Origin of the sequence: Serratia sp. CY33525, from assembly GCF_052169115.1 — a bacterium.
In the GTDB taxonomy this organism is placed as follows: Bacteria; Pseudomonadota; Gammaproteobacteria; order Enterobacterales; family Enterobacteriaceae; genus Serratia; species Serratia sarumanii.
The window spans coordinates 16,289-34,858 of the sequence record NZ_JBJNLK010000013.1; the positions used below are offsets into that span (position 1 = coordinate 16,289).

Below are 18,570 nucleotides of genomic sequence, written 5' to 3' on the forward strand. Positions count from 1 at the left end.
TCGCCTTGAAAAGACTAAAGCGAAAAGCGTGCCAACTTTTTAAAAAGGCGTTCATCGCCTTTCTGCGCGGGTTTTACCCAGCCACAGTATGCACCATCAACGATAAATTGCACTTTTATGGTGCAATAAGGGTGGGCTCAGGCACCGAAATGGTGCAAAAGTGCAGCGATTGCGGCTTTTTGCACCGTGAAAGGGATCACAAACTGACCGGTACGCGGTTGTTTATAAGAGATGGTTGTGATCTTGTTTAGTCCCTCGCTTAATACGTGTACAATAGCGCGCTATTTCTAATGCCCGAGGCAAAGCTGTGATCGAAAATTTGCGTAACATCGCCATTATTGCCCACGTTGACCATGGTAAAACCACCCTGGTTGATAAGCTGCTGCAACAATCCGGTACTTTCGGAGAGCGTGCGGAAGCCACCGAACGCGTAATGGACTCCAACGATTTGGAGAAAGAGCGTGGGATTACCATCCTCGCAAAAAACACCGCCATTAATTGGAACGGTTACCGTATCAACATCGTGGATACCCCGGGACACGCCGACTTCGGCGGCGAGGTAGAACGCGTGATGTCGATGGTTGACTCGGTGCTGCTGGTTGTGGATGCAATGGATGGCCCTATGCCGCAAACCCGCTTCGTGACCAAGAAGGCCTTCGCCAACGGTCTGAAGCCGATCGTGGTCATCAACAAGGTTGACCGTCCTGGCGCGCGCCCTGACTGGGTTGTGGATCAGGTGTTCGACCTGTTCGTGAACCTCGACGCGACCGACGAGCAGCTCGACTTCCCGATCATCTACGCTTCTGCGCTGAACGGCATCGCCGGCGTCGACCACACCGACATGGCGGAAGACATGACCCCGCTGTATCAGGCGATCGTCGACCACGTGTCTGCGCCGCAGGTTGAGCTGGAAGCGCCATTCCAGATGCAGATCTCCCAGTTGGACTACAACAACTACCTGGGCGTTATCGGCATCGGCCGCATCAAGCGCGGTAAAGTGAAGCCGAACCAGCAGGTCACCATCATCGACAGCGAAGGTAAAACTCGCAACGGTAAAGTGGGCAAAGTGCTGGGCCACCTGGGTCTGGAGCGTATCGACAGCACCCTGGCGGAAGCGGGCGACATCATCGCCATCACCGGCCTGGGCGAGCTGAACATCTCCGACACCATCTGCGACACCAACGCCGTAGAAGCGCTGCCGGCGCTGTCCGTCGACGAACCGACCGTCACCATGTTCTTCAACGTCAACACCTCGCCGTTCTGCGGTAAAGAAGGCAAGTACGTGACGTCGCGTCAGATCCTTGACCGTCTGAACAAAGAGCTGGTGCACAACGTGGCGCTGCGCGTTGAAGAAACCGACGATGCGGACGCCTTCCGCGTTTCCGGCCGTGGCGAGCTGCACCTGTCGGTGCTGATCGAAAACATGCGTCGCGAAGGTTTCGAGCTGGCGGTTTCCCGTCCGAAAGTTATCTTCCGCGAAATCGATGGCCGCAAGCAGGAGCCATTCGAGAACGTGACGCTGGATATCGAAGAGCAGCATCAGGGTTCCGTGATGCAGGCGATGGGCGAGCGTAAAGCCGACCTGAAAAACATGGATCCGGACGGTAAGGGCCGCGTGCGTCTCGACTACGTGATCCCAAGCCGCGGTCTGATCGGCTTCCGTAACGAATTCATGACCATGACTTCGGGCACCGGTCTGCTGTACTCCACCTTCAGCCACTACGACGACGTGCGTCCGGGCGAAGTGGGCCAGCGTCAGAACGGCGTGTTGATCTCCAACGGCCAGGGCAAAGCAGTCGCGTTCGCGCTGTTCGGCCTGCAGGATCGCGGCAAGCTGTTCCTGGGCCACGGTGCGGAAGTGTATGAAGGCCAGATCATCGGTATTCACTCGCGTTCCAACGACCTGACCGTAAACTGCCTGACCGGTAAGAAGCTGACCAACATGCGTGCTTCCGGTACTGACGAAGCGACTACCCTGGTTCCGGCCATCAAAATGACCCTGGAGCAAGCTCTGGAGTTCATCGATGACGACGAACTGGTAGAAGTGACGCCAACCTCGATCCGTATCCGTAAGCGTCACCTGACGGAAAACGATCGTAAGCGTGCCAGCCGCGGTCCTAAAGACGCTTAATCGCTGATTGAGTGCCTCATGCTTAGGGCGCGGTTCTCGCGCCCTGAGTTTTTTCCTCTGTTGTTCCCCGTTTGTGCGGCGCGCTATGCGCTTTTCCGTTCGCTCCCTGTTCAGCTGTTCCTTTTCCCGCTACAGTGAAATCTCACCGGCCCATCAGGAGAGGACTATGCTGTATATCTTTGATTTAGGTAATGTGATCGTCGATATCGATTTCAAGCGTGTGCTGGGCGTGTGGAGCAATTTGAGCGGCACGCCGTTGGCGGTGCTGTCCGATCGTTTCACTATGGGTGAGGTGTTCCAGCAGCATGAGCGCGGTGAAATCAGCGACGAAGACTTCGCCGGCAAGCTGTGCGATGAAATGGGCATCGCGCTCAGCTTCGAGCAATTCGCCACCGGCTGGCAGGCGGTATTCGTCGCGCTGCGCCCGGAAGTGATCGACATCATGCAGCGCCTGCGCAACGAGGGCCACCGGGTGGTGGTGCTGTCGAACACCAACCGTCTGCACTGCAACTACTGGCCGCAGCACTATCCTGAAGTGGCCGCCGCCGCCGATCATCTCTATCTGTCGCAAGATCTCGGCATGCGCAAGCCGGAGGCCGAGATCTACCAGCATGTGCTGGCCGCGGAAAACACCGCCGCCGCCGACGCGGTGTTCTTCGACGATCACCCAGCGAACGTCCTCGCCGCGCAGGCGCTGGGGATCAAGACGGTGCACGTCACCGATCGCGACGTGGTGCCAGCCTATTTTGCTCAATGAGCGCAGGGCGCGTTAAGCTTAAGGCGTATCAACGGACATCAAGGAGTGACCATGTCGTTTTTCCGCCGAAAGAAGCTGCCCTCTGCGATTAAGCCCGGCGTCACCTTCGGACGGCTGCTGTACCAGCGTATCGATCACGATGGCCTGACGATGTTGGCGGGCCATCTCGCCTATGTTTCCCTGCTGTCGCTGGTGCCGCTGGTCACCGTGGTGTTCGCGCTGTTCGCCGCTTTCCCGATGTTTTCCGACATCAGCGAACAGCTGAAGAGCTTCATCTTTTCCAATTTCGTGCCGGCCGCCGGCAACGTCATACAGAACTACCTGGAACAGTTCGTCGCCAACTCCAACAAGATGACCGCCGTCGGCACCTGCGGGCTGATCGTCACCGCGCTGCTGTTGATCTCCTCGGTGGACAGCGTGCTGAACACCATCTGGCGCAGCAAGAACAAGCGGCCGATCGTCTTCTCCTTCGCCGTGTACTGGATGGTGCTGACGCTGGGGCCGCTGCTGGTGGGTGCCAGCATGGCCATCAGCTCCTACCTGCTGTCGCTCAACTGGCTGGCGCAGACCGGCGTCAACGGCCTGGTGGATCAGGTGCTGCGCATCTTCCCGCTGATTTTGTCGTGCGCTTCCTTCTGGCTGCTGTATTGCATCGTGCCGACGGTGCGGGTGCCGCCCAAAGACGCGCTGATTGGCGCGCTGGTGGCCGGATTGCTGTTCGAGCTGGGCAAGAAGGGATTCGCGCTGTACGTCACCATGTTCCCCTCCTATCAGCTGATTTACGGCGTGCTGGCGGTGATCCCGATTTTATTCCTGTGGGTCTACTGGAGCTGGTGTATCGTGTTACTCGGCGCGGAAATCACCGTGACCATCGGCGAATACCGCGACTACCGCCGGCAGAAGGCGGAGCAACAGGAACAGAAACCAGAAGGGCAGCAGGAATGATTGCGTTGATTCAACGGGTGTTAAACGCCAGCGTCACGGTGGGTGGCGAGACGGTAGGCAAGATTGGCCCCGGTTTGTTAGTGTTATTGGGCGTGGAGCAGGGCGATAACGAGCAAAAAGCGCAGCGCCTGTGCGAACGCGTGTTGGGATACCGCATTTTCGGCGACGAGAACGACAAGATGAATCTCAACGTCCAGCAGGCCGGGGGCAGCGTGCTGGTCGTTTCGCAGTTCACCCTGGCGGCGGACACCCAAAAGGGCATGCGGCCCAGCTTCTCGCGCGGCGCCGCACCTTTGGTCGCCGATCGGTTGTATCAATATTTTGTTGGCCAGTGCCGCGAACGCGGCGTAGAGACCCAGACCGGCGAATTCGCCGCCGACATGCAGGTGGCGCTGCTCAACGATGGTCCGGTGACATTCTGGCTACAGGTCTAAGCATTCGGAGAACAGGCGTCTATGTATCACCTACGAGTACCCGTAACAGAGCAAGAACTGAAGGAGTATTACCAGTTTCGCTGGGAAATGCTGCGCAAGCCGCTGCACCAGCCGGTGGGTTCGGAAAAGGATGCCTATGACGCCATGGCCCACCACCAAATGGTGGTGGACGAGGCCGGTAAAATCGTCGCCATCGGGCGGCTGTACATCAATGCCGACAACGAGGCGGCGATCCGTTTTCTGGCGGTAGATCCGACGCTGCAGGATAAAGGGCTGGGGACGCTGGTGGCGATGACGCTGGAGTCCGTCGCGCGGCAGGAGGGCGTGAAGCGGGTGGTGTGCAGCGCCCGTGAAGACGCGGTGGACTTCTTCGCCAAGCTGGGGTTCGTCAATCAGGGGGAGATCACTGCGCCGCAGACCACCCCGATCCGCCACTTTTTGATGATCAAACCGGTAGCGACGCTGGACGATATTCTGCATCGCCCCGACTGGTGCGGCCAATTGCAGCAGGCCTGGTATGAACACATCCCGCTGAGCGAAAAGATGGGCGTGCGCATCAGCCAATACACCGGCCAGCGCTTCGTCACCACCATGCCGGAGACCGGCAACCAGAATCCGCACCACACGCTGTTCGCCGGCAGCCTGTTCTCGCTGGCGACGCTGACCGCCTGGGGGCTGATTTGGCTGCTGCTGCGCGAGCGCCACCTCGGCGGCACCATCATTCTGGCGGACGCGCACATTCGCTACAGCAAACCGATTACCGGCAGGCCGCGAGCGGTGGCGGATCTCGGCTCGCTGAGCGGCGATTTGGCGCGTCTGGCGCGCGGCCGCCGCGCGCGCGTGCACGCCGAAGTGCATCTGTTCGGCGACGAGGATAAAGGTGCGGTGTTCGAAGGCACCTACATGGTGCTGCCGGCCGAGCCGGATGTGCCGCTGGATCAGGGCGGCTCTGAGGCGCTGGAAGAGTAAGACGGCGGCCTGCCTGAGGGCGCCGCGCAGGGCATTACGGCAGTTGCTGGTTCACCGCTTGGCCGTCGCCGGCGGTGGCCTGCAGATTTCCCTTCAACGAGGCTTTGAACGGCCCGTCGCTGTTCAGCAGCCCTTTCAACTGCAGCTCAAGGTTGCCGTCGCCCGTCAGCGGCACCGGCTGCCATCCCCATTGCTGCAAGGTGTTGATCGGTACCGAACGGCCGCGCAGCGTCAGCTGGAACGGCTTGCCCGGCAGCTGATCGACGGTCGCTTTGGCCTCAAGCAACCCATTAGGCATAAAGGCGCTGAGCTCGGTGACGTTAATCTGATTGGCGTCGGCGTTCAGCGCCAGCGAAGGGCGCCGCACGTCTATCTTGTTGAAGGTCGCCTCGCTGCCGTTCAGGTTGAGCGATCCGGACCATATGCCCCACTGGCGATCGCGCGCCAGCAGCAGGTTGCTGCCGTAGCCGTCCAGCGCGGTGATCTGGAACGGGAATGCCGGGTTGATATCGATGATCAGATTGCGGTTGGTGGTCAGCTTGGTGACGTACACCTCCGCCAGCCAGTCCGGCAGCGGTTTCAGCCACAGTTCGCGCCAGTCGCTCGGCAGGGTGTACTCCAGCGCCGCCATGGCCACTTCATCCAGCTGCAGGCGTTTGCCGGCGCGCAGCCAGTTGCCGGAGGTGCGCAGCAGCCCGCCTTCCCAGCGGGTGGTGAACTGTTGAATGGCGATGCCGGCGGAGGAGAGCCGCAGGGTGGCGATCGGATCGATCAGGTGGAAGCCGCCGTTGATCACGTCGCTGGCGTTGACGTTGAGCGAGCCGTCTTCGCTGCGCCAGTCGCCTTTTTCGACGCTGACGTTTTGCAGCGACAGATCGAGATCGTTAAACGCCCATGCCTTGCCTTCCAGGCGCGCGTCGATCAGATCGAAACGCTTGAGGGTGACCGGCGGCAGGGTGGTAAAGCGCTGCATGAATTCCGCCAGCGTCAGCGGGGTCTGCATGCGCACGCCGCTCAGCCGCAGGCGATCCACCTGCCAACTGCCGTCGGCGGCGCGGCTGGCCACGCCGGTCAGGTCGCCCTGCGCCAGATCGGCGCCGAAGTTGTTCAACAGCAGCTGGCCCTGCTTCTGCTCCCCCTGCACCAACACCTTCGAGGCGGGGATGCCGTTCAGCGTCATCGAACCGGCGCTGAACTGGAACTGGTTGTTATCCCCTAGCAGATGGCCGGCCAGCGGGCGCCACGGCGTGATGCCGGCAGTGACCTGCTGCGCGTTGAGCTGCCACTCGTTATCGTTGGACTGCAACGCCATGTTGCTCAGCTGCAGCACGTCGGCCTGTACAGGCAGCGCCGCCGCCTGCGGCTGCACGTTCAGCGTGCCGTCGCGCAGCGTGACGCTGTGAAAATAGCGCGGCTCGGTGATTTGGCGCAGGCTGAGGCCCAGATCGACGCGTTTGGCGACCAGCGCCTGCGGCTGGCCGTTGCGCGCCAGTTGCACGTCTTCCAGCTCAATCTGGTTCGGCTGGCTCCACGAATGGGTGATTTTTCCTATCGACAGGCGGTATTCGCTGTTGTCGCTGATCCAGGCGCTCAGGCGGCCTGCCGCCCAGCGGGTTTGCCCCACCAGGTACAGCACCACTGCCGCCAGTACGATCAGCAGCAGCAACGTCAGCAACAGCTTTCCGATAAATTTCATCGTCTACATCCGCATCGGTCAAAAAAGATACCCTGTTTATGCCGCAATTGGCCGGGCATCTCAAGGGCAATGGTCTGATAGACAATAAAAAACGGCCGCAAGCGGCCGTTTGAACGCCAATGGACGGGTTACTTCTTCTCGTGTTCCTGCGGGAACACCAGGTTCAGCACGATAGCGGTAATACCGCCGGCGGCGATGCCGGAAGAGAGCAGAGTTTTCAGCCAGTCCGGCGCGAACTGCAGGATCAGCGGCTGCTGGGAGACGCCCATGCCGACGGCCAGCGACAGCGCCATGATCATGATGGCGCGGCGATTCAGACGCTCGCGCGACACGATGCGCACGCCGGAGGCGGCGATCGTGCCGAACATCACGATGGTCGCGCCGCCCAGTACCGGTTCGGGGATGTGCTGCACGAAGCCGGCCACCGCCGGGAACAGCCCCAGCGCGATCAGCATCAGCGCCACCACGAAGCCGACGTAGCGGCTGGCGACGCCGGTCAGCTGGATCACGCCGTTGTTCTGACCGAAGCAGGAGTTGGGGAAGGTGTTGAACACCGCCGACAGCATCGAGTTCAGGCCGTTGGCCAGCACGCCGCCCTTCAGGCGCTTCATGTACAGCGGCCCGCTGACCGGCTGTTCGGAGACGTCGGAGGTGGCGGTGATGTCACCGATGGTCTCGAGCGAGGTGACCATAAAGATCAGCATCAGCGGCAGCAGCAGGTTCCAGTCGAAGCCCAGGCCGTAATAGAGCGGCGTGGGGATGGTGATTGCCGCCGTGGGGGCCGCCGGTGCGTCGGCGGGCAGCATGTCCATCGCCCAGGCCAACAGATAGCCGACCGCCATGGCGATCACCAGCGAAGCCACGCGCAGGTAAGGGTTGCGCTGGCGGTTCAGCAGGATGATTACCGCCAGCACCGCGCCGGCCAGCAGCAGGTTTTTCGGCGAGCCGAAGCTATGATCGTTCATCGCGGCGTAGCCGCCGCCGATCGAGGTCAGGCCGACCTGAATCAGCGACAGGCCGATGATCATCACCACGATGCCGGAAACCAGCGGGGTGATGATGCGGCGCGCCAGATGCAGCACGCGCGACAGCAGAATTTCGGTGCAGGAGGCGACCATCAGGGTACCGAACAGCGCGGCCATCATGGTCGGCACGTCGGCGCCGCCGTTTTTCAGCGCCAGACCGCCCATGATCAGCGGCGAAACGAAGTTGAAGCTGGTGCCCTGAATCGACAGCAGCCCGGAACCCACCGGCCCCCAGGTTTTGATTTGCAGAATGGAAGCCAGACCGGAGGCGAACAGCGACATGCTGATGATGTGCTGGGTATCCTGTGCCGGCAGACCCAGCGCCTGGCAGATCAGCAGGGCCGGGGTGATCACCGCGACGAACATCGCCAGCAGATGCTGGCCGGCGGCAAACAGCGTTTGCGGCAGCGGCGGGCGATCTTCCAGGCGATAAATCAGTTCACTGGCGCGGGGTTCTGAGGCGGCTTGGCGCGCGGCATCAAGCTCGGAGGATGACATGCTCATGGTGTGGCGTTTCCAGATACGGCAAAGCAGGCATTTTAATGCTCCGCCCCACAAAAGCAAACGGTTGCGCGTAAATATTATGTTGCCGACTTTCCTGTTTATGTCGCATTTTCATTCATTTTTTCTTGTCATCTCAGCGTTTTTTACTTCTAATCCTGCACTCATCAAGTTTAAAAACTCAGTGGTTTTCTATAACTTATTATTTTTATTTGGATCTTTTTCCTTACATGGAGTACCTGGATGTTTCATCTTGATACTTATGGCACGTTAGTCGCGGCGACGCTGGTTTTGCTCCTCGGGGGCAAGTGCGTCAGAACCATTCCTCTGCTGCGAAAATATACCATTCCCGCTCCCGTCGCCGGCGGTTTGCTGGTGGCCCTCCTGCTGTTAGCCCTGAAAAAGCTCGTCAACTGGGAAATCAGTTTTGACATGTCGCTGAAGGATCCGCTGATGCTGGCCTTCTTCGCCACCATCGGTCTGAACGCCAACCTGGCGCGTTTGCGCGCCGGCGGCAAGGTGCTGGTGGTGTTCCTGTTCGTGGTGCTGGGGCTGCTTATCGTGCAGAACGCCATCGGCATCGGCATGGCGAAAATGCTGGGGTTGGATCCGCTGATGGGCCTGATCGCCGGGTCGATCACCCTGTCGGGCGGCCACGGCACCGGGGCGGCCTGGAGCAAGCTATTCATCGAGCGCTACGGCTTCGAGAACGCCACGGAAGTCGCCATGGCCTGCGCCACCTTCGGCCTGGTGCTGGGCGGCCTGATCGGCGGCCCGGTGGCGCGCTATCTGGTCAAGCACTCCTCCACGCCGGAAGGCACCCCGGATGACAGCGTGCAGCCGAGCGGCTTCGAGAAGCCGGAAAGCGGCCGTCTGATCACCTCGCTGGTGATGATCGAAACCATCGCCATGATCGCCATCTGTCTGAGCCTGGGGCAGCTGATTGCCGGCCTGCTGAGCGGCACGGTGTTTGAACTGCCGAACTTCGTTTGCGTGCTGTTCGTCGGGGTGATCCTCAGCAACACGCTGGCCTTCACCGGTTTCTATACCGTGTTCGAGCGGGCGGTGTCGGTGCTGGGCAACGTCAGCCTGTCGCTGTTCCTGGCGATGGCACTGATGAGTCTGCGCCTGTGGGAGCTGGCCTCGCTGGCGCTGCCGATGCTGGCGATCCTGGCGGTGCAGACGCTGGTCATGGCGCTGTATGCGATCTTCGTTACCTATCGGGTGATGGGTAAAAACTACGACGCGGCGGTGCTGGCCGCCGGCCACTGCGGCTTCGGCATGGGCGCCACGCCGACGGCGATCGCCAACATGCAGGCGATCACCGATCGCTTCGGCCCGTCGCACGTGGCGTTTTTGGTGGTGCCGATGGTGGGGGCGTTCTTTATCGATATCGCCAATGCCATCGTCATCAAGCTGTATCTGCTGCTGCCGGTGTTCCCGGCGGTGGGGTGATATCGCGGGTCATCGCGAAAAGGGCGCCTGCGGCGCCCTTTTTTATGCGTTGGAGTAGCGCGCCTTCTCCGGCAGCCAGCGTTCGATCAGCGCCTGGGCGTGCTCCGGATAGTGCTGATGGAGATGGCGAGCGACGCGCTGCACTTCGGGGATCATCGCCTGATCGCGCAGCAGATCCGCCACCTTGAATTCGGCGCTGCCGGTCTGGCGGGTGCCCAGCAGCTCGCCCGGGCCGCGGATCTCCAGATCGCGCTGCGCGATGACGAAGCCATCGTTGCTGTCGCGCAGCACCTGCAGGCGCGTTTGCGCAGTCTTGCTCAGCGGCGTTTTGTACAGCATCACGCAGTGTGAGGCCACGGCGCCGCGCCCTACGCGGCCGCGCAGCTGGTGCAGCTGAGCCAGGCCCAGCCGCTCCGGGTTTTCGATGATCATCAGGCTGGCGTTCGGCACGTCGACGCCGACTTCGATCACCGTAGTGGCCACCAACAGCTGCAGCTCGCCCTGTTTAAACGCCTGCATCACCGCCTGCTTTTCCTGCGCTTTCATGCGGCCGTGCACCAGCGCTACCTTCAGCTCTGGCAGCGCGGTTTTCAGTTCTTCCCAGGTGGCTTCCGCCGCCTGCGCTTCCAGCAGCTCGGACTCTTCGATCAGCGTACATACCCAGTAAGCCTGCCGCCCCTCTTCCAGACAGGCGCTCTTCACCCGTTGAATGATGTCGGCGCGGCGGGTATCGGGGATGGCGACGGTGGTCACCGGCGTGCGGCCCGGCGGCAGCTCGTCGATGACCGAGGTATCGAGATCGGCATAGGCGGTCATCGCCAGCGTGCGCGGGATCGGCGTGGCGGTCATGATCAGCTGATGGGCGTGGAAGCCTTGCTCTTCGCCTTTCTCCCACAGCGCCAGCCGCTGATGCACCCCGAAGCGGTGCTGCTCATCAATGATCACCAGCGCCAGGCCGTTGAACTGCACCTGCTCCTGGAAGATGGCGTGGGTGCCGACCACCATCGACACCTGGCCGCTGGCGATAGCCTCCTGCTGCGCGATGCGCGCCTTGCCTTTCTGTTTGCCGGCCAGCCAGCCGACCTCCAGCCCCAGCGGTTCAAACCACTGACGGAAATTGTTGGCGTGCTGCTCGGCCAGTAGCTCGGTCGGCGCCATCAGCGCTACCTGCTTGCCGTGCGCGATGGCGCGCAGCGCCGCCAGCGCCGCCACCAGCGTTTTACCGGAGCCGACGTCGCCCTGCACCAGCCGCATCATCGGGAAGTCTTTTTGCATATCGGCTTCGATGTCGGCCACCACGCGCGTTTGCGCGCCGGTCGGCGAGAACGGCAGCTGGGCGAGAAAACGGTTTTTCAGCCGATCGTCCGGCAGCAGCGGCTGCGCCTGATAGCTCTGCGCGCCGGCGCGCACCGCCAGCATGCTGAGGTTATGCGCCAGCAGCTCTTCGAGGATCAGGCGTTTTTGCGCCGGGTGTTTGCCCAGCTCCAGATCCGCCAGCTGGATGTCCGGCGGCGGGCGATGCAGGGTGTGCAGCGCCTGCGGCAGGCTCATCAGGCCGCCGCTCAGCTCCGGCGGCAGCAGTTCGGCGATGGCGCAGGTATCCAGCAGCTCCAGCGCCTGATCGGTCAGCTTGCGCAGCGTGGCTTGCCGCACCCCTTCGGTGGTGGGGTAGACCGGCGTCAGCGACTCCTGCAGCTCGACTTCGCTGGCTTCGCCCTGAATGCGGTATTCCGGATGGATGATTTCCGCGCCGTGGTTGCCGCGCTTGATCTCGCCATAGGCGGTCACGCGGCGGCCGGTGGCCAGGCTGTTCTTCATCGCGGCGTTGAAGTTGAAGAACCGCATGGTGAGGATGCCGGTACCGTCGCTGATCTGGCAGGTCAGCATGCGGCGGCGGCCGAAGCTGATGTCGCTGCGCAGCACTTCCCCTTCTACCGTGGCGTAGATGCCCGGCAGCAGGTCATTGATCGGGTAGAGGCGGGTGCGGTCTTCGTAGCGCAGCGGCAGGTGCAGCAGCAGATCCTGAATGGTCTCGAGGCCGAGTTTGGCCAGTTTGCCCGCCTGGCTGGCGCCAACCCCGGAAAGCGTGGTGAGTGGGACAGCATCCAGCAGGCGGCCTTTCATTTGCGCACCGTCGCCTGCATGGCCGCCCACCATTCGGCGCTGGCGACCACCTGGCCCTGCTCGTCAATCTGCGGGCGTGGCAGCCCTTTGCGCTTGGCCACGTTGGCCAGCACCGGGTAACCGCCTTCGAACAGCAGACGCTGCTGCTCTTCTTCATCCAGCATGCTGTTGTCGCGGCGATACAGGCCGGCGTTCTGCCGCTGGCGCTGCGCTTCATACAGGATCAGCGCCGAGGCCACGGAGACGTTGAGCGATTGCACCATGCCGATCATCGGAATGACGATGTCCTGATCGGCCAGCGCCAGCGCTTCTTCGGTGATGCCGGTTTTTTCCTGGCCGAGCAGCACGCAGGTGGGCCGGGTGTAATCCACCTCGCGGAAATCGACCGCGCGCGCAGACAGATTGGTGGCCAGAATTTGCATGCCCCGCGCTTTCAGGTGACCGACCGCGTCGCCGATGGAACGATGGGTTTTGACGCTGACCCAGCTGTTGCTGCCGGCGGCGGAGGAAACCAGGGTGCGCATGCGGGTGGTGGGCCACACGGCGTGGACCTGATGCACGCCGACGGCGTCGGCGGTGCGGATAATGGCGGAGACGTTATGCGGTTTGTGCACTTGCTCCAGGCAGACCGTCAAATCCGGCTGCCGGGTCGCGAGCATTTCACAAATCCGCGCATAGCGTTCAGGACTCATAAGCGCTAGTTTCGGTTGCGGTTAACTTTGATCACATCCGGCATGATACGGATTTTACGCATAATGTTTGCCAAATGGATGCGATCGCGGGTGGTCAAGCGGATAAAGGCGCTATAAACCCGACCGTCTTTCTCTTCGGTGTTCAGGCTCTGAATATTGGACTCGGCCGCGTTGATCGCCGCCGTCAGGTTGGCCAACGCGCCCTGGTGGTTGAACATATCCACCTTGATCTCGGCGATGAACTCCTGCTCGGTCTCTTTATCCCACTCGACCGCCATGAACTTCTCAGGCTCTTTCTGATAGCCGCGAATATTGCGGCAGGACTCATGGTGGATCACCAGCCCTTTGCCCGGGCTGACGTGAGCGATAATCGGATCGCCCGGAATCGGGCGGCAGCACTTGGCGAAGGTGATCAACACCCCGTCGGCGCCCTTGATGGCCAGGTTGCGCACGCCGGAGGATGCGCCCAGGCTGGACTGATCGCCCTGCAGGTTCTTCGCCACCACCACGCTCATGGCGTTGCCGAGGCCGATTTCCGCCAGCAGATCGTCCAGCGTCGCCAGCTTCATACGGTCCAGCTCGTGCTGAATGTTTTCCTGCGGGATTTCGGCCAGCTTGCGGCTGCCGCCCAGCGCGTGGTTGAGCAGACGGCGGCCGAGGCCGACGGAGTCGTCGCGCTTGAGGTTCTTCAGCATCTGGCGAATTTTGGCGCGCGCTTTCGAGCTGACCACGAAGTTCAGCCAGGCGGCGTTGGGCCGCGCGCCCGGCGCGGTGATGATCTCGACGGTCTGGCCGCTGGTCAGCGACTGCGACAGCGGGTATGGCTGACGATCGACGCGCGCGCCGACGCAGGCATGGCCGATATCGGTATGCACCGCATAGGCGAAATCGACCGGCGTGGCGCCGGCGGGCAGCTCGACGATGCGGCCTTCCGGGGTGAAAACGTAAATCTCATCCGGGAACAGATCGGATTTGACGCTCTCGATAAACTCAAACGAACTACCGGCGCTTTGCTGCAGTTCCAGCAGGCTCTGCATCCAGCGCTGGGCGCGGATCTGCGCCGTGGTGCCGGTTTCGCCCTGTTCTCTTTCCTTGTAAGCCCAGTGCGCGGCTACCCCCATCTCAGCCATCTGGTCCATGTCTTCGGTGCGGATCTGCACTTCGACCGGCACGCCGTGCGGGCCGATCAGCGAGGTATGCAGCGATTGATAGCCGTTGGCCTTGGGAATGGCGATGTAATCTTTCACTCGCCCCGGGCGCGGTTTGTACAGGCTGTGCACCTGGCCGAGCACGCGGTAGCAGGTATCGACCTCTTTCACGATCACCCGGAACGCGTAGATATCCATGATGGAATGGAAACGCTGTTCTTTGAGATGCATCTTGAGGTAGATGGAGTAGAGGTGTTTTTCCCGCCCGCTGACGCGGCAGGCGATGCCGGCTTCGGTCAGTCGCCCTTCGATCTCGGAGAGGATTTTTTGAATCATCTCTTTGCGGTTGCCGCGTGCGGCTTTCACCACTTCCTTGATCACGCGATAACGGTTCGGGTACAGCGCCTCGAAGCCCAGCTCTTCCAGCTCGGTCTTCAGGTGATGAATACCCAGACGGTGGGCGAGCGGGCTGTAGATTTCCAGGGTTTCACGCGCGATGCGCCGGCGTTTGTCGGGGCGCAGCGAACCGAGGGTGCGCATGTTGTGCGTACGGTCGGCCAGCTTGATCAGCACGACGCGGATATCCTGCACCATCGCCATGATCATCTTGCGGAAGTTTTCCGCCTGCGCTTCTTTCTTGTCCTGGAACTTCAGCTTGTCGAGCTTGGAGACGCCCTCAACCAGTTCGGCGACGCTCTTGCCGAACAGCTGTTCCATATCTTGATAGGTGGCTGGGGTGTCTTCGATGACGTCGTGCAGCAATGCCGCCATCAGCGTCTCGTGATCGAGACGCATTTCCGCCAGGATGCAGGCCACGGCGACCGGGTGAGTAATGTAAGGCTCACCGCTGGAGCGTGTCTGGCCCTCGTGCGCGTCGCGCGCGACGAGGTATGCCTGTTTGAGGCGCTTAATCTGCTCCTCGGGCAGGTAACGTTGAATCAGCAGATTCAGGCTTTCAAACAGGTACAAGGCGGACTCGCAGTCTAATTAACGACGACCTTCAGCAATCGCGGTAACCGCTTGAATCTCTGCGGCTTCCTGCTCTTGCTGTTCCTGGCGCTCACGCACGTCGAGGATCTGGCTGGTGATCAGGCCTTCTTCGATTTCGCGCAGGGCGATAACGGTGTACTTGTCGTTCTCTTCCGGAACCAGTGCATCTTTGCCGCCGGTCTGGATCTGACGCGCCCGACGAGCAGCGACCAACACCAGGTCAAAACGGTTACCAATTTTCTCTACAGCGTCTTGAACAGTTACGCGTGCCATATTTGTGCTACTCCACAGGTGACGAAAAGACTGGGCATGATACTGAAACTGCCTTCAGTCTGCCAATAGTTTGCTGATTAAAGCGTCATGCCGCAGCAACTGGCGGCCCAAACGCAGGCGCTCGGCGCGAATGATGGTCTTCAGATCGGACAGCGCCAGATCGAAATCATCGTTCACGATCAGGTAATCGTACTCCGCGTAATGCGTCATTTCCGCCACGGCCTGAGCCATGCGCTTGGCGATCACCTCTTCGGAATCCTGCCCGCGCCCGCGCAGGCGGCGGCCCAGTTCTTCCTTCGACGGCGGCAGAATGAAGATGCTGCGCGCCTGCGGCATTTTGGCGCGGATTTGCTGCGCGCCCTGCCAGTCGATATCCAGAAACACGTCCACGCCGGTCGACAATACTTGTTCGATGGCGGCGCGCGAGGTGCCGTAATAGTTGCCGAACACTTCGGCGTGCTCAAGAAACGCGTCCTGCTCGATCATCCGGCGGAATTCGTCTTTCGAGACGAAGAAATAGTGCTCGCCGTGATTTTCACCCGGGCGGCTGTCGCGCGTGGTGTGCGAAACCGAAACCTGCGTGTCGTACAGCGGTTGCGTCTTTAACAAAGCCTGAATCAGACTTGATTTACCTGCGCCACTGGGAGCAGAGACAATATAAAGCGTGCCTTGAGCCATGATGATGTTCGTTGATAACGGTTGATATGCCAATAACAGCGGATGTGTATTTTCTCCGCACAGTATACACGGCTAACGCGCCGGGTGCAGCGTTAGCTCGCATTTTGCCCGCCGCTTTGCGCGGAAAAAGCGGCGAATGAGCGAATTTGCGCGTCGAAGGGCGACATTTCTGCAGTTTTGGCCTCGGCGGCGGCGCGTTGCCGCCCCGAGATCAGTGATCCGGATGCTGGTAGTTGAACACCGGCAGGCCGAGGCGGAAGCGCAGGGCGATCAGGCGCGCGCTCAGGCCGGCGACCAGCGTGAGGATCACCACCAGATTGTGCGGCAGGCTGAGGTGCTGCAGGCCGATATACAGCCAGGCGGCGCTGAAGGAGATGCCGGCGTAGATCTCTTTCTGGAAAACCAGCGGGATACGGTTGCAGAACATGTCGCGCAGCACCCCGCCGAAGACGCCGGTGATCACTGCGGCGATGGCGGCGATAATGGCGCTGTGTCCCATATCCAGGGCCACCTGCGCGCCGATGATCGAGAAGACGATCAGGCCGACGGCGTCGAGCACCAGGAACAGGCGGCGCAAATGGCGCATCAGGGGAGCCACCCAGGTGGTGACGATCGCCGCTATCGCGACGATGACGATGTATTCCGGGTGTTTGACCCAGCCCAATGGAAAATGCCCGAGCAGCATATCGCGCACCGACCCGCCGCCGATCGCCGTGACCGAAGCGATGATGATCACGCCGAACATGTCCATTTGGCGGCGGCCGGCCGCCAGCGCGCCGGTCATGGCTTCGGCGGTGATGCCGATGATATAAAGGATGCTCAGTAACATAAGGGATTCACAGCGTACTTGCGTCAGAATGATGGCCGGCAGGGTAATCGCCGCCGATGGCGCGCGCCACTGAGTTTTTTTCACTGATGGCGTTTCGGATTAATTTAGCTAATCCAAACTCCGTTTTTATTGCCGATAACCAGCCTTTTTTAACATCTGGCTGTTGATGAAAGCATTAGAAATTTCGCGCTGGTTTCCATCGCTGACTATGCTTTTTGCAGCGAATCCTTCAACCGATAAACCGAGACTGCAGATGAAAAACTCCCCGAGATTGGCCGCCGGCGCCGTGGTGGCCGCCCTGCTGCTGAGCGGCTGCGTGGCGCCAGGCCACCAGGCTGTGCCACCCGCCCCGGCTTGCCGCACCGGCGATCCGCTGGTGCAGACAACGCTCTACTTCGGCCTGAATCGCCCGGCGGGGCCGGCGATCACCGCCGCCGAGTGGCAAACCTTCGTCGATAGCCAGGTGACGCCGCGCTTTAAAGACGGGCTGACGGTCTTTGATGCCAAAGGGCAGTGGCTGGGCCACGATGGCAAGCTGGCGCGCGAGAACAGCAAGGCGCTGCTGCTGATCCATGCACCGGGCAAAGAGAGCGAGATGAATATCGAGGCGCTGCGCAGCGGCTACAAGCAGCAGTTTGCGCAGGATTCGGTAATGCGGGTGGATGCGCCGGTGTGCGTGGCGTTTTAAAGCGAACTCCCGGCCCTGCGGCCGGGAGTGGGGATTACAGCACCAGGCCGGCGATGGCCGCCGACAGCAGGCTCACCAGCGTCGAGCCGTAAACCAGCTTCAGGCCAAAACGGGAAACCACGTTGCCTTGCTGCTCGTTCAGTCCCTTGATGGCGCCGGCGACGATGCCGATGGAGGCGAAGTTGGCGAACGACACCAGGAACACCGACAGAATGCCCAGCCCGCGCGGCGACAGCTCCGCCGCGATTTTCTTCAGCTCAATCATCGCCACGAATTCGTTGGCCACCAGTTTGGTCGCCATGATGCTGCCCGCCTTCAGAGCCTCTTCCGCCGGGATACCGATCAGCCAGGCCAGCGGATAGAACACATAGCCGAGGATCTGCTGGAAGCTGATGCCGAGCACCGCGGAGAACAGCGCATTGACGGCGGAGATCAGCGCGATAAAGCCGATCAGCATCGCCGCGATGATCATCGCAATCTTGAAGCCGGCCAGAATGTATTCGCCCAACATTTCGAAGAAACTCTGATCTTCATGCAGTTTGTTCAGCTTCAGCTCCGGCTCGTCTTCGACCTGATACGGGTTGATGATCGACAGAATGATGAAGGTGCTGAACATGTTAAGGATCAATGCCGCCACCACGTACTGCGCGTCGATCATCGACATGTAGGCGCCGACGATGGAGAGCGATACCGTCGACATGGCGGTCGCGGCCATGGTGTACATGCGGCGCGGCGAGATATCGCCGATGATGCCTTTATAGGCGATGAAGTTCTCCGACTGCCCCAGCACCAGCGTGCTGACGGCGTTGAACGATTCCAGCTTGCCCATGCCGTTGACCTTGGACAGCAAGGTGCCGACCAGGCGAATGATCAGCGGCAGGATGCGGAAATGCTGCAAAATGCCGATCAGGGCGGAAATAAAGATGATAGGGCACAAAACGCCGAGGAAGATGAATGCCAGACCATCCTTGCTCATGCCGCCGAACACGAACTCCGATCCTTGGGCGGCGTAGGCGAGCAGGGTGTCGAAGAAGCCGGCGACGTGTTTGATCACGCTGAGCCCGCTGGCGGAGTGCAGGAAGAAATAGGCCAGCGCGCCTTCGATCACCAGCAGCTGGATGATATAGCGCAGGCGGATTTTCTTGCGATTATTGCTAACCAGCAGCGCCAGGGCGATGATCACCACCAGAGCCATAATAAATTGCAGAATTTGTGGCATAAACGGTCCGTACGGT

At 60.8% G+C, this 18,570-nt stretch carries 16 protein-coding genes; 7 read left to right on the top strand and 9 right to left on the bottom strand.

Annotated features, from left to right (window positions below):
* Positions 1 to 307: 307 nt before the first annotated feature.
* From typA to fabY, 5 genes are all read left to right on the top strand, one after another.
* The gene (gene typA / locus ACJ8IM_RS22875; RefSeq protein WP_004931243.1) at positions 308 to 2,131 is read left to right on the top strand and encodes a ribosome-dependent GTPase TypA; all 1,824 of its coding nucleotides are present in this window, start codon (positions 308 to 310) and stop codon (positions 2,129 to 2,131) included.
* Positions 2,132 to 2,297: 166 nt separating this feature from the next.
* A complete protein-coding gene (gene yihX / locus ACJ8IM_RS22880) occupies positions 2,298 to 2,888 on the top strand; it encodes a glucose-1-phosphatase (protein ID WP_033636494.1) in 591 nt (196 codons plus the stop codon).
* Between the two features lie 51 nt (positions 2,889 to 2,939).
* Positions 2,940 to 3,833, top strand: a complete 894-nt coding sequence (locus tag ACJ8IM_RS22885; RefSeq protein WP_033636493.1) for a virulence factor BrkB family protein — start codon at positions 2,940 to 2,942, stop codon at positions 3,831 to 3,833.
* Entirely contained in the window at positions 3,830 to 4,267 is a 438-nt protein-coding gene (dtd, locus tag ACJ8IM_RS22890) for a D-aminoacyl-tRNA deacylase (RefSeq protein ID WP_033654516.1), read from the top strand. The genes ACJ8IM_RS22885 and dtd overlap by 4 nt, the downstream gene beginning before the upstream one ends.
* A gap of 21 nt (positions 4,268 to 4,288) precedes the next feature.
* The gene (gene fabY / locus ACJ8IM_RS22895; RefSeq protein ID WP_033636491.1) at positions 4,289 to 5,236 is read left to right on the top strand and encodes a fatty acid biosynthesis protein FabY; all 948 of its coding nucleotides are present in this window, start codon (positions 4,289 to 4,291) and stop codon (positions 5,234 to 5,236) included.
* 34 nt (positions 5,237 to 5,270) lie between these two features.
* Here fabY and ACJ8IM_RS22900 read toward each other — a convergent pair whose 3' ends face one another.
* Positions 5,271 to 6,932, bottom strand: coding sequence for an AsmA family protein (locus ACJ8IM_RS22900; protein WP_033654517.1), 1,662 nt, complete (start codon positions 6,930 to 6,932; stop codon positions 5,271 to 5,273).
* 128 nt (positions 6,933 to 7,060) lie between these two features.
* Positions 7,061 to 8,461 carry a nucleobase:cation symporter-2 family protein gene (locus ACJ8IM_RS22905; protein WP_019452186.1) on the bottom strand — a complete coding sequence of 467 codons (1,401 nt, stop codon included), beginning with the start codon at positions 8,459 to 8,461 and terminating at the stop codon, positions 7,061 to 7,063.
* Positions 8,462 to 8,701: 240 nt separating this feature from the next.
* Here ACJ8IM_RS22905 and gltS point away from each other — a divergent pair, with 240 nt between their 5' ends.
* Positions 8,702 to 9,913, top strand: a complete 1,212-nt coding sequence (gene gltS / locus ACJ8IM_RS22910; RefSeq protein ID WP_033649747.1) for a sodium/glutamate symporter — start codon at positions 8,702 to 8,704, stop codon at positions 9,911 to 9,913.
* Between the two features lie 42 nt (positions 9,914 to 9,955).
* Here the strand turns inward: gltS and recG are convergent, their stop codons facing one another.
* The 6 genes from recG to ACJ8IM_RS22940 form a co-directional block, all read right to left on the bottom strand.
* Positions 9,956 to 12,037, bottom strand: a complete 2,082-nt coding sequence (gene recG / locus ACJ8IM_RS22915) for an ATP-dependent DNA helicase RecG (RefSeq protein ID WP_033654518.1) — start codon at positions 12,035 to 12,037, stop codon at positions 9,956 to 9,958.
* Positions 12,034 to 12,729, bottom strand: a complete 696-nt coding sequence (trmH, locus tag ACJ8IM_RS22920) for a tRNA (guanosine(18)-2'-O)-methyltransferase TrmH (protein WP_033654519.1) — start codon at positions 12,727 to 12,729, stop codon at positions 12,034 to 12,036. The genes recG and trmH overlap by 4 nt, the downstream gene beginning before the upstream one ends.
* A gap of 5 nt (positions 12,730 to 12,734) precedes the next feature.
* Positions 12,735 to 14,846, bottom strand: a complete 2,112-nt coding sequence (gene spoT / locus ACJ8IM_RS22925; RefSeq protein ID WP_019452189.1) for a bifunctional GTP diphosphokinase/guanosine-3',5'-bis pyrophosphate 3'-pyrophosphohydrolase — start codon at positions 14,844 to 14,846, stop codon at positions 12,735 to 12,737.
* Positions 14,847 to 14,864: 18 nt separating this feature from the next.
* Positions 14,865 to 15,140 carry a DNA-directed RNA polymerase subunit omega gene (rpoZ, locus tag ACJ8IM_RS22930; protein WP_004931221.1) on the bottom strand — a complete coding sequence of 92 codons (276 nt, stop codon included), beginning with the start codon at positions 15,138 to 15,140 and terminating at the stop codon, positions 14,865 to 14,867.
* Between the two features lie 54 nt (positions 15,141 to 15,194).
* Positions 15,195 to 15,818, bottom strand: coding sequence for a guanylate kinase (gene gmk, locus ACJ8IM_RS22935; protein WP_033636481.1), 624 nt, complete (start codon positions 15,816 to 15,818; stop codon positions 15,195 to 15,197).
* Positions 15,819 to 16,029: 211 nt separating this feature from the next.
* Positions 16,030 to 16,647, bottom strand: coding sequence for a trimeric intracellular cation channel family protein (locus tag ACJ8IM_RS22940; RefSeq protein WP_025304704.1), 618 nt, complete (start codon positions 16,645 to 16,647; stop codon positions 16,030 to 16,032).
* 253 nt (positions 16,648 to 16,900) lie between these two features.
* Here ACJ8IM_RS22940 and ACJ8IM_RS22945 point away from each other — a divergent pair, with 253 nt between their 5' ends.
* Positions 16,901 to 17,335, top strand: a complete 435-nt coding sequence (locus ACJ8IM_RS22945; protein WP_033636480.1) for a DUF3574 domain-containing protein — start codon at positions 16,901 to 16,903, stop codon at positions 17,333 to 17,335.
* 34 nt (positions 17,336 to 17,369) lie between these two features.
* Here ACJ8IM_RS22945 and ACJ8IM_RS22950 read toward each other — a convergent pair whose 3' ends face one another.
* Positions 17,370 to 18,554, bottom strand: a complete 1,185-nt coding sequence (locus ACJ8IM_RS22950; protein ID WP_004931212.1) for a NupC/NupG family nucleoside CNT transporter — start codon at positions 18,552 to 18,554, stop codon at positions 17,370 to 17,372.
* Positions 18,555 to 18,570 lie beyond the last annotated feature (16 nt).